This window comes from Pseudoalteromonas sp. SR43-5, from assembly GCF_014163835.1.
GTDB lineage: Bacteria > Pseudomonadota > Gammaproteobacteria > Enterobacterales > Alteromonadaceae > Pseudoalteromonas > Pseudoalteromonas distincta.
The window spans coordinates 18,055-29,829 of the sequence record NZ_JACJEA010000045.1; the positions used below are offsets into that span (position 1 = coordinate 18,055).

Sequence of the window (11,775 nt, forward strand, 5' to 3'; positions counted from 1 at the left end):
ATAGTGGAAAATGTTAATCCGTTCTTAATAAGGCAAATGATATGATTATTGGTGTTCCTAAAGAAATTAAAAACCATGAATACCGTGTAGGTATGGTTCCTGCAAGTGTTCGTGAATTAGTAAACCACGGTCACCAAGTGATTGTAGAAACTGATGCAGGCATGGGCATTGGTTTTACTAACGAAGATTACACGCTAGCGGGTGCTGAAATTTTAGCAACTGCTGCTGACGTTTTCGCTAAAGCAGACATGATTGTAAAAGTAAAAGAGCCACAAGCTGTTGAACGTGCAATGCTACGTGAAGACCAAATTCTTTTCACTTACTTACACCTTGCACCTGATCTTCCACAAACTGAAGACCTTGTAAAAAGCAAAGCTATTTGTATTGCATACGAAACTGTAACTGACTCTCGCGGTGGTTTACCGCTTCTAGCTCCTATGAGCGAAGTTGCTGGTCGTATGTCTATTCAAGCTGGTGCACAAGCGCTTGAAAAATCTAACCACGGTCGTGGCATGCTACTAGGCGGCGTACCAGGCGTTGAAGCTGCTAAAGTTGTTGTTATTGGCGGCGGCATGGTTGGTCGTAGCGCAGCTCAAATGGCTGTTGGCCTTGGTGCTGAAGTTGTAGTGCTTGATCGTAACATCGACGTATTACGTGCACTAGATGCGCAATTTGGTAATAAAGTAAAAGCTATTTACTCAACTGCTGATGCACTAGAAAAACACGTACTAGAAGCTGATTTAGTAATCGGTGGTGTACTGATCCCTGGTGCAGCTGCACCTAAACTAGTAACTGCTGAGCACATTAAAGCAATGAAACCTGGTTCTGCAATTGTTGACGTTGCAATCGACCAAGGTGGCTGTATTGCTACTTCTAAAGCAACGACGCATGCTGATCCAACTTTCATCGTTGATGAAGTTGTTCACTACTGTGTTGCTAACATGCCAGGTGCTGTTCCACGCACATCTACGTTTGCACTTAACAATGCAACATTGCCTTTCATCATTAACCTTGCAAACAAAGGTTATAAAAAGGCGCTACTAGATGACGCTCACTTCTTAAAAGGCTTAAACGTAATTAAAGGCCAAGTAACTTACAAAGAAGTAGCTGAAGCGTTCAACATGGAATATGTTGACCCACGCACAGCAGTAGAAAACGCATAATTTAGCGTTTCGTAGTTAGGTTGGTATTAAATAATATAGTAACCTAACTACAACCCATAAAAAAAGCAGCTAATTAGCTGCTTTTTTTTATATTTAAATTTCAGATTTATATAAACTTATTTAGATAAAACGCTTAATTATAAAATCTACTTTTACGCGCTTAGCTTGGCCTAGTAGTTTTTTAACTGGCTGCGGGTAATCATCCATTGTTTCTAAATCATCTGGGCCTGTTAAACGGCGGCAGTGTTGTAAAATTTCCTGCTTTTCGTTATCAATAGCATCCATAATTGTTTGCTCTGGATCTTCTATTAAAATACCGTTTTCGATATCAAGACCCCATGCACGCGGATTTAAGTTATGCCCACTCAGTAAATGTTTTGTTCTATCTGAACAAATACCTTTTAAATGAAACGAATTACTTTCATCTTTCCACAGATACACATTTAAATTACCGTTATCGATGTGGCGTTTTTGCGTTTTTACAAACTTATGCAAAATAGTTTCGTATAAATAAGGTAATGCCCCTATTTTACTAAACGGCTCGCTTGGCGGTAAATAAAAGTCATTTGCTGTTTTATCCCCTACCACAATAGTCACTTGCTTGCCTTGCTTTAATAATCGGCGCAGTGATCGCATAAGTGGCGCCGGAAAATTAAAGTATGGCGTATACAACACAAGCTCTTGCTCTGTGGTATCAAATAACGCTTTTATTAAACGATTTAACTCGTTATTACGACGACCAAGCCCTAAAAACAAACGAATACCTAATGCTTGCGTATTTAGTTGCTTTGCTGCGTTATAACTTGCGACTTTTAAATCACGCATTAATTGCTTTTGATCAAGTTTGAAGTCGTGTAAACGCTTAAGCGGTCGTGTGTCTATGCGTGGCACAGCATCGGAGCTAATTAGCTTTGTCTCAATAAAATCAACCACTGAGTCACACAGCTCGCTCTGCGTTATTAAAAAGTAACGATCGAGTCTGTAACGCTCGTTATACTGCAAATACACATTGTTTAAGCTTGCGCCACTGTAAAGTAAGGTATCGTCAATGACAAAACCCTTTAAATGTAATACGCCAAATAATTCTTTAGCTTTTACAGGTACGCCATAAACTTGTACGTTCGATTTAAACTTTTCTAAATCGTCACAGTATAAACTTGCGTTACCATCAGACTTCTCTGCACCAATTAAACCACGTTGCGCACGATGAAAATCCACCAGCACTTTTACATCAAGCGCAGGGTTCTCTAATGATACTCGATGCAAGGCTTCTAAAATCTCGCGGCCTGCTTCGTCATCCTGTAAATAAAGCGCTGTGATATAAATTCGTTTTTTTGCATTAGCTATCAAACGTAGCAATTGCGTTCGGTAATCTTGCGCATTGGTTAAGACGTTAACGTCTTTTGAAGTCAACCCGAATGCGGGTTTTTCCTGCCAAAATAACATAGTTGCCTATTCGCTTAGGTCACATAATCTATCAGTGACAAATAAAATTAGGTAAAACATAACAAAAAAAATCAAAGGGGTCATGAATTAACGCTGTTTTGTTGCCTGTTAGTCTATTTATTGAGCTATTCAGGTGTTTTAACTGTAAAAGTACTGAGCTCTAGTACACAATACTGCACAGCTTTTCGATTTGCGAAAAAAAATAATCGCGGATTTTGTTTACATCCGCCTTGATTTTCTTAGAATCGAGCGCATTAAAGACCGTATTAAACGTTTAGGAAAAAATAATGACTGAAGCAAAACATTGTAAGCTACTAATTTTAGGCTCTGGCCCAGCTGGTTATACTGCCGCAGTATATGCAGCACGTGCAAATTTAAACCCTGTTTTAATTACAGGCATTCAACAAGGTGGCCAATTAACAACCACGACTGAAGTTGAAAACTGGCCTGGTGATGCACACGGCTTAACGGGCCCTGCATTAATGGATCGTATGAAAGAGCACGCTGAGCGCTTTGAAACTGAAATCATATTCGATCACATCAATAAAGTAGATGTATCTAAGCGCCCTTTCACACTAACTGGCGACCAAGGTACTTACACATGTGATGCGTTAATCATTGCAACAGGTGCTTCTGCTAAATACTTAGGCTTAGAGTCTGAAACTAATTTCCAAGGCCGTGGCGTTTCAGCGTGTGCTACATGTGATGGCTTTTTCTATAAAGGTCAGAAAGTAGCGGTTGTTGGTGGTGGTAATACAGCGGTTGAAGAAGCGCTATACTTATCTAACATTGCTGACGAAGTACATGTTATTCACCGCCGTGATAGTTTCCGTAGTGAAAAAATACTTGCAGACCGCCTTGCTGAAAAAGCAGCTAACGGTAACGTTGTTTTACATTACAACCGCACGCTTGACGAAGTATTAGGCGACCAAATGGGCGTAACTGGCATTCGTATTAAAGATGCACACTCTGATGCAACACAAGAGCTAGATTTAGCCGGTGTATTTATTGCTATTGGTCATAAGCCAAATACAGATATGTTTGTTGGTCAACTAGAAATGAAAGATGGCTACTTAGTTGTAGAGTCTGGATTGAATGGTAACGCAACTCAAACAAGTGTAGAGGGCGTTTTTGCTGCAGGTGATGTGTCTGACCACATTTACCGTCAAGCAATCACATCAGCGGGTACAGGCTGTATGGCTGCCCTTGATGCAGAGCGTTTCTTAGATAATTTATAAGCAATTAAATAAATTATAATAGGGCTGATTATTCAGCCCTTTTTTTATGTCTAAAATATAGTTACACTTTTACGATCAATTATAAAATAAGTACTGTATGAGAAATCAGCTATACCAATTAAGTGAAACCGATATAGCATTCCCCAATCCGGAATACGCATTAGAATCCCCTGATGGCTTGTTAGCAATTGGCGGGGATTTAAGTTTACCTCGCCTAAGTAATGCATACAAAAGCGGAATATTCCCTTGGTTTAGCGAAGATGAGCCTATTATGTGGTGGTCGCCGAGCGAACGCGGGATTTTTGAACTGGATGATTTTCATATAAGTAAGAGCCTGCGTAAACATTTAAAAAAGCACCCTGTAAAAGTAACCATTAATAATGCCTTTGAGGAGGTAATAGAAGCTTGTCGCGATCAACGCCTTGATACCGATGGCACTTGGATCACCTCTGACATGCTCAACGCTTACGTTAATGCACATAATGCTGGCATTGCCCATAGCTTAGAAGTGTGGAGCAACGGAGAGCTTGCAGGTGGCTTATACGGTATTATGCAAAATGGTGTTTTTTGTGGTGAATCAATGTTTCATCATCAAACCAATTGCTCAAAGCTTGCTATGTGGGCACTGGTAAATTGGCTTAAACGTCATAATGCGCATTTTATTGATTGCCAGTTAGAAAACCCTTATTTAATGACCTTAGGTGCACAAGTAATCCCCCGCTCAACATTTTTGACTAAACTAAAAGCTGCACATAACTATATTATTAATCCTATTATGTGGGAGCCACAAGAACTTGACGCAATCTATGAATGAGCAACTTCCTGCACGTGTTGGTTTAACCCAAGAATTTGACTGTAGTTATTTACCCAACAGACAAGAGCAACTTTTAGTTATTCTAGATCCTAGTTGCTACAGTACAGACAAATTTGAGTCATTATTAGGCTTAGGGTTTCGTCGCAGTGGTAACCAAATATATCGTCCACACTGCCCAATATGCAGTGCATGTAATTCTGTACGTGTATTAGCACAAGACTTTATCCCTTCAAAATCGCAAAAACGTAAACTAAACAAAGCAAAAAACCAGTTTGAAGTAAAATACTCGATGCAAGAACGCCCTGAGTATTATCCGCTCTATAGTAAATACATAACGATGCGCCATCAGGATGGAAGTATGTATCCTCCTGAAAAAGAACAGTTTCAAAGCTTTTTACTTTGCAGTTGGCTCAAAATCACATTTATTGAACTATGGCACCAAGATACTTTAGCCGCAGTTGCCGTAACTGATTGTATGAACAGCTCTATTTCTGCAATTTATACTTTTTTTGACCCCGACTTTGAACACTATAGTTTAGGCTCTGTGATGATATTAGAGCAGCTTAAATTTGCAAAAGAGCAAAATAAGCAATACGTGTACTTAGGCTATCAAATTGATGAATGCGATAAAATGAAGTACAAAACTCAGTTTTTACCAGCTCAAAAACAGCTCAATGATGAGTGGGTGGCTATTTAATTTGCAAATATAGCCCCTGCGCCTTTACTTATTGGAGTATTTTGGGCAAAATCTGCAGCGTTTAACTATTAAAGAGGTGTTACGCTAAACATGGCGAAAGAAGACGTAATCGAAATGCAAGGGACAGTCCTTGATACTTTACCAAATACAATGTTCCGAGTTGAGCTAGAAAATGGTCACGTAGTTGTGGCTCACATTTCAGGCAAAATGCGCAAAAACTATATCCGTATTTTAACCGGCGATAAAGTAACGGTAGAAATGACTCCTTACGATTTATCAAAGGGTCGTATCGTATTCCGTGCTCGCTAAGTAAGTGCGTAAACGAGATTTAGTTTTTGGCTAGTGCTTTACTAGCTTTAAGCGTTTATTAAATGTAATTGATAGACATTGACTAGCAATTACATTTAATAAACAAAAAACCCAGTTTTTACTGGGTTTTTTGTTGCCTATAAAAATGGCAAAAAAATGGCCCGCTATTATTTAGCGGGCCATTTTTATTTAACTTAGTTGTGTAATTAACGTTTTACGCTGGCGTTAAATTGCTCTCGTAATCAAAGCGGATCTTCTTGTCTTTAACCGATACTTTAACTGTACCGCCATCAACAAGTTCACCAAACAGTATTTCATTAGCTAATTGCTTTTTAAGCTCTTCTTGAATAACACGTGCCATTGGTCGTGCACCCATAGCCTTGTCATAACCTTTATCTGCGAGCCATTCACGCGCTTTAGGCGTAAGCTCAAGATTAACCGATTTTTTATCAAGCTGAGCTTGCAGTTCCACAATAAACTTATCAACCACCAGTAAAATAACTTCACGTTCAAGGTGGTTAAACCAAATAATGTTATCTAAACGGTTTCTAAATTCTGGCGAGAAAACTTTATTAATTTCGCCCATTGCATCGTGCGTGTGATCTTGCTCAGTAAAACCAATCGACTTACGCGTAGTTTCTTGTACGCCCGCATTGGTAGTCATTACAACCACTACATTTCTAAAATCAGCTTTACGACCGTTATTATCGGTTAACGTACCGTGATCCATAACTTGTAGTAAAATATTGTAAATATCTGGATGCGCTTTTTCAATCTCATCTAAAAGCACTACCGCATGTGGGTTTTTAATAACCGCCTCGGTTAATAACCCACCTTGCTCAAAACCAACATATCCTGGTGGAGCACCAATTAGTCGGCTGATTGCGTGGCGCTCTACATACTCAGACATATCAAAACGAATAAACTCAACACCCATACATTTAGCAAGTTGCTTAGTTACTTCTGTTTTACCAACACCTGTTGGGCCTGCAAACAAGAACGAACCCACTGGTTTTTCTTCGCTTGATAAACCCGAGCGAGATAAACGAATAGCCGATGTAAGTGCATCAATAGATTGATCTTGTCCAAACACAAGCATTTTAAGATTACGATCTAGATTTTTAAGAGTCTCTTTATCTGTTGAAGACACATTTTGTGGTGGAATACGTGCCATCTTCGATATTATTAGCTCTATATCAGCCACACCAATGGTTTTTTTACGTTTAGAACTAGGCTGTAAACGTTGGTTAGCTCCCGCTTCATCAATTACATCAATTGCTTTATCTGGCAAGTGGCGCTCATTAATGTATTTAGCACTAAGTTCAGCAGCTGCTTTTAATGCTTTTTGAGTGTAGCGAATACCATGGTGCTCTTCGTAACGCTCTTTTAATCCATTTAAAATTTTAGTGGTATCAGCAACACTTGGTTCAAGTACATCAATTTTTTGAAAACGGCGTACTAATGCACGGTCTTTCTCAAAAATATTTTTATACTCATTGTAAGTGGTTGAACCCATACAACGTAACTTACCACTTGAAAGAAGTGGTTTAAGTAAGTTTGAAGCGTCCATAACGCCACCAGACGCTGCGCCAGCACCTATTATGGTATGTATTTCATCAATAAATAAAATAGACCCAGGTTGTGCCTGAAGCTCTTTTAATAAGCTTTTAAAGCGCTTTTCAAAATCGCCACGGTATTTAGTACCTGCAAGCAATGCCCCCATATCTAGTGAGTACACAACTGCATCTGCAATTACTTCTGGTACTTGCTCGTTCACAATACGGTACGCTAAACCTTCAGCAATGGCGGTTTTACCAACGCCCGCTTCACCAACAAGTAATGGGTTATTCTTTTTACGACGACACAATACTTGTACCGTGCGCTCTACTTCGCTGTCGCGCCCAATCAGTGGGTCAATATTACCTTCACGAGCCTGAGCGTTTAAGTTAGTTGTAAAGCTGTCTAGCTTACTTGCTTCTTCGTTTTGAACTTCTTGCACTTCTTCATGTATATCATCGCTGTCGTCGCCTAGTTCATCATCAGCTTTTGAAATGCCGTGCGAAATAAAGTTAACAATATCTAAGCGCGATACATCATGCTTTTTAAGTAAATAAACAGCTTGGCTCTCTTGCTCTGAAAAAATAGCAACCAGCACATTGACACCCGTCACTTCGTTTTTTCCTGACGATTGCACATGAAACACAGCACGTTGTAATACACGCTGAAAACCAAGCGTTGGCTGAGTTTCACGCTCTTCTTCTAAATCTGGGATGACGGGTGTTGTTTCGTCAATAAATTCTAATAATTCGGTTTTTAAGCCTGAAAGATTAACACCACACGCGTTTAAGGCTTCTCCTGCAGAAGGATTATCTAATAGCGCAAGTAAAAGGTGCTCTACGGTCATAAACTCATGACGGCGAGTGCGCGCTTCACGAAACGCGGCATTTAAAGTGAGTTCTAAGTCTTTGTTTAGCATTGGCAACCCCTTACTGAGATAATAATTTATACCACAACAATCGGATGTTTGATCACCCTAATTGGTATTTATACCAATTGTATTAAATTGGTATTATTCCTGCTCACAACTACAAAGCAGTGGATGCTCGTTATCCCGTGAGTAACGGTTAACTTGTTCAACTTTGGTGTGGGCAACATCGGCGCTGTAAACACCGCAAATACCCTTACCTTTTTCATGAACCTGAAGCATCACATCGGTTGCTCTATCGCTATCCATATTAAAAAACGTCGTTAAAACTTCAATTACGAAGTCCATCGGCGTGTAGTCGTCGTTATTTAAAACAACTTTATATTTTCGCGGCGGCTGTAGCTTTTGCTTTTCACTGTCGCGAACTGTGTCGATAACACCTGAATCTTTCATACCACTCATAATTAAATATAGTCTTGTCTTTATAACTCAAGCAAACTTGAATAAAAAATAAATAAAATGTTAAAAAATAACTCAAAACACTTGACTGGTTGGCTAAATAAACTACAGTCAAACATAGATTGATTAAACCTTAGTCAGTCTAGCAAATTATACGGTTTAGAATAACTAAATTAGTCAACTTATTGAAGGATGTAGAAGTATGGCTTGTGGTAAAGTTAAATGGTTCAACAACGCCAAAGGTTTTGGTTTCATCGTAGAAGACGGCTGCGAGAATGATATCTTCGCTCATTACTCAACAATTGTAATGGACGGCTATAAAACGCTTAAAGCTGGTCAAGATGTAACATTCGAATTAGAACAAGGGCCTAAAGGCCTACACGCTAAAAATATTGCCCCAGATGGTGACATTATTGAGTGACGATTGTTTTGTTCGACTAAAGCGAGCGACCTTTTAAGATCCTCGCTTAATTCCTTAAGCATACTAACTTATCTCTTCTTCTCTTATTTATTGCCTCTTTTCATTCAAATTCAACCCTTTTCCTTGAATTTATTTTATATACCCCAATGTTCTAAGAGTTGATTGTTTAACTGCTTATTGGGCATGCTCAACCTCTAGCCCTTTTTATTTAAGCTTGTTACACTCTTGGTGCTAAAAATTGCGCATAACACCTTATCGCCTCTTTTATATGTACTAGGCTAAAGGCTGATTTATTTTTGTTAATTTTTTAGCTATAAATACGATTCCAGTTCGTCAGGTGTGACTATTCTGCTTTTATAAAAGAGCAACGCTGAGTACCAACACCTAACAAACTATTCATTACGAGCGTACGTGTTCATTAACTTGTTTAATAATATGTACTCACTCATAAGTAATGATTTTCTTTGCATTGTTGAATAAGACCTTATCGGTCGACTATCTAGGAATGATGATGACATCAAAAATTATCTATACAAAAACGGACGAAGCTCCGGCACTAGCAACTTATTCGTTGCTACCGATCATCCAAGCATATACAAATGCGGCCGGTGTTGAAGTTGAAACTCGCGACATTTCATTAGCAGGTCGTGTAATTGCTAGCTTCCCTGATTATTTAACAGAAGAACAACGCATCGGTGATGCACTTGCTGAACTTGGCGAGCTTGCTAAAACACCAGAAGCAAACATCATCAAATTACCAAACATCAGTGCATCTGTACCACAGCTTCGCGCTGTAATTAAAGAGCTTCAAGCAAAAGGTTACGCTCTTCCAGAATACCCTGTTGAACCTAAAAATGATGAAGAAAAAGCAATTCAAGCGGCTTACGACAAAATTAAAGGTAGTGCAGTAAACCCTGTACTACGTGAAGGTAACTCAGATCGTCGCGCGCCAGGCTCTGTAAAAGAATATGCACGTAACAACCCACATTCAATGGGTGCGTGGAGCAAAGATTCTCAGTCTTACGTTGCAAGTATGAGCGAAGGCGATTTCTTCGGTTCAGAAAAATCAGTAACTGTTGATACAGCCACTGATGTGCGTATTGAACATGTTGCAACTAACGGTGACGTTACTGTTCTTAAACAAAGCACGCCTCTTTTAGCTGGCGAAGTTATTGATGCATCAAGCATCAGCGCTTCTAAGCTTCAAGCTTTCTTAGCTGCTGAAATTGACGCTGCTAAAGAAAAAGGTGTTTTATTCTCGCTTCACATGAAAGCGACAATGATGAAAGTATCTGATCCAATTATCTTTGGTCACGCTGTAAAAGTATTCTACAAAGATGTATTTGCAAAACACGGTGAGCTTTTTGAAGAGCTAGGTGTTGATGTAAATAATGGTTTAGGCGACGTATATTCTAAAATCCAAACATTAGACGATGCTAAGCGCGAAGAAATTGAAGCAGATATTCAAGCTGTTTACGCTAACCGCCCTGCTATTGCTATGGTTGATTCTGACCGTGGTATTACAAACTTACACGTACCTAGTGACGTGATCATCGATGCATCTATGCCTGCAGCAATCCGTTCAAGCGGTCAAATGTGGAATAACGATGGTAAATTACAAGACACTAGCTTTGTAATTCCTGATCGTTGTTACTCAAGTGTTTACCAAGCAACTATCGATTTTTGTAAAGAAAATGGCGCGTTTGATCCAACAACAATGGGGAGCGTTCCAAACGTTGGCCTTATGGCTCAAAAAGCTGAAGAATACGGTTCACACGACAAAACATTTGAAGCAAAAGCGGACGGTTCTATCCGTGTTGTTGATGCAAATGGTAATACATTACTTGAGCACAGTGTTGAGCAAGGCGATATCTGGCGTATGTGTCAGGTTAAAGACGCACCAATTCAAGATTGGGTTAAGCTTGCAGTAAATCGTGCACGCGCAACAGGCGTTCCAGCTATTTTCTGGTTAGACGAAAACCGTGCACATGATGCGCAGCTAATCAAAAAAGTAAATAAATACCTACCAGATCACGATACAGCTGGCCTAGATATTCAAATTTTAGCACCGCTTGAAGCAACATTGTTCTCACTAGCGCGTATTAAAGAAGGTAAAGACACGATTTCTGTAACAGGTAACGTACTACGTGATTACCTAACAGATTTATTCCCAATTTTAGAGTTGGGTACGAGTGCTAAAATGCTTTCAATTGTTCCACTTATGAACGGTGGTGGCTTATTTGAAACTGGCGCGGGTGGTTCTGCACCTAAGCACGTTCAACAGTTCGAAAAAGAAAACCACTTACGTTGGGATTCTTTAGGTGAATTTTTAGCACTTGCTGCATCACTTGAGCACTTAAGCGTAACTGCTGGTAACAACAAGGCACAAGTACTTGCTGATACCCTAGATAAAGCAACAGGTACGTTCCTTGCTGAAAACAAATCGCCTTCACGTAAAGTGAAAGAAATTGATAACCGTGGTTCTCATTTCTTCCTATCTTTATTCTGGGCACAAGAACTTGCTAAGCAAAATGATGACAGTGAACTTAAAGCACAGTTTACTCAAATCGCTAGTGACCTTGAGTCTAATAAAGAGCAAATCGTAAGTGAGCTTAACGATGCGCAAGGCCCTGCAGTTGATTTAGGCGGTTACTTCCAGCCTAACGATGATGCAGCCTTTAAAGCGATGCGTCCAAGCACTACATTTAACGATATTCTTGCTAAATTAGTATAAATATCGGTTTAAATTTAAAAGCCGCTTACTTGCAAAAGTAAGCGGCTTTTTTATGTCTAAACTTTACAA

At 39.4% G+C, this 11,775-nt stretch carries 10 protein-coding genes; 7 read left to right on the plus strand and 3 right to left on the minus strand.

Going from position 1 to position 11,775, the window contains the following annotated elements:
* The first annotated feature begins 41 nt into the window (after positions 1–41).
* On the plus strand, positions 42–1,163 hold the full coding sequence (ald, locus tag H5090_RS19155; RefSeq protein ID WP_182696493.1) for an alanine dehydrogenase: 1,122 nt from the start codon (positions 42–44) through the stop codon (positions 1,161–1,163).
* A gap of 120 nt (positions 1,164–1,283) precedes the next feature.
* Here the strand turns inward: ald and pssA are convergent, their stop codons facing one another.
* Positions 1,284–2,609: a CDP-diacylglycerol--serine O-phosphatidyltransferase gene (gene pssA / locus H5090_RS19160; RefSeq protein ID WP_182696494.1), complete on the minus strand. Its 1,326-nt coding sequence runs from the start codon at positions 2,607–2,609 to the stop codon at positions 1,284–1,286.
* A 287-nt stretch (positions 2,610–2,896) separates the two neighbouring features.
* On the opposite strand from pssA, the gene trxB reads away from it, so the two are divergent.
* From trxB to infA, 4 genes are all read left to right on the plus strand, one after another.
* The gene (gene trxB, locus H5090_RS19165) at positions 2,897–3,847 is read left to right on the plus strand and encodes a thioredoxin-disulfide reductase (RefSeq protein WP_002962484.1); all 951 of its coding nucleotides are present in this window, start codon (positions 2,897–2,899) and stop codon (positions 3,845–3,847) included.
* A 97-nt stretch (positions 3,848–3,944) separates the two neighbouring features.
* Positions 3,945–4,661 (plus strand): leucyl/phenylalanyl-tRNA--protein transferase, encoded by a 717-nt coding sequence (aat, locus tag H5090_RS19170; protein WP_024595507.1) that lies wholly within the window; start codon positions 3,945–3,947, stop codon positions 4,659–4,661.
* Positions 4,654–5,358, plus strand: coding sequence for an arginyltransferase (locus H5090_RS19175; protein ID WP_182673541.1), 705 nt, complete (start codon positions 4,654–4,656; stop codon positions 5,356–5,358). Before aat ends, H5090_RS19175 begins: the two co-directional genes overlap by 8 nt.
* A 90-nt stretch (positions 5,359–5,448) precedes the next feature.
* Positions 5,449–5,667, plus strand: a complete 219-nt coding sequence (infA, locus tag H5090_RS19180) for a translation initiation factor IF-1 (protein ID WP_002962494.1) — start codon at positions 5,449–5,451, stop codon at positions 5,665–5,667.
* Between the two features lie 214 nt (positions 5,668–5,881).
* On the opposite strand, the gene clpA is transcribed toward infA, so the two are convergent.
* The gene (clpA, locus tag H5090_RS19185; RefSeq protein WP_024595509.1) at positions 5,882–8,143 is read right to left on the minus strand and encodes an ATP-dependent Clp protease ATP-binding subunit ClpA; all 2,262 of its coding nucleotides are present in this window, start codon (positions 8,141–8,143) and stop codon (positions 5,882–5,884) included.
* Positions 8,144–8,236: 93 nt separating this feature from the next.
* A complete protein-coding gene (gene clpS / locus H5090_RS19190) occupies positions 8,237–8,545 on the minus strand; it encodes an ATP-dependent Clp protease adapter ClpS (RefSeq protein WP_002962498.1) in 309 nt (102 codons plus the stop codon).
* A gap of 208 nt (positions 8,546–8,753) precedes the next feature.
* Here clpS and cspD point away from each other — a divergent pair, with 208 nt between their 5' ends.
* Both cspD and H5090_RS19200 read left to right on the plus strand, forming a co-directional pair.
* Positions 8,754–8,972 carry a cold shock domain-containing protein CspD gene (gene cspD / locus H5090_RS19195; RefSeq protein ID WP_002962500.1) on the plus strand — a complete coding sequence of 73 codons (219 nt, stop codon included), beginning with the start codon at positions 8,754–8,756 and terminating at the stop codon, positions 8,970–8,972.
* A gap of 511 nt (positions 8,973–9,483) precedes the next feature.
* Positions 9,484–11,706 carry an NADP-dependent isocitrate dehydrogenase gene (locus tag H5090_RS19200; RefSeq protein WP_182672153.1) on the plus strand — a complete coding sequence of 741 codons (2,223 nt, stop codon included), beginning with the start codon at positions 9,484–9,486 and terminating at the stop codon, positions 11,704–11,706.
* The last annotated feature ends 69 nt before the right edge of the window (positions 11,707–11,775 follow it).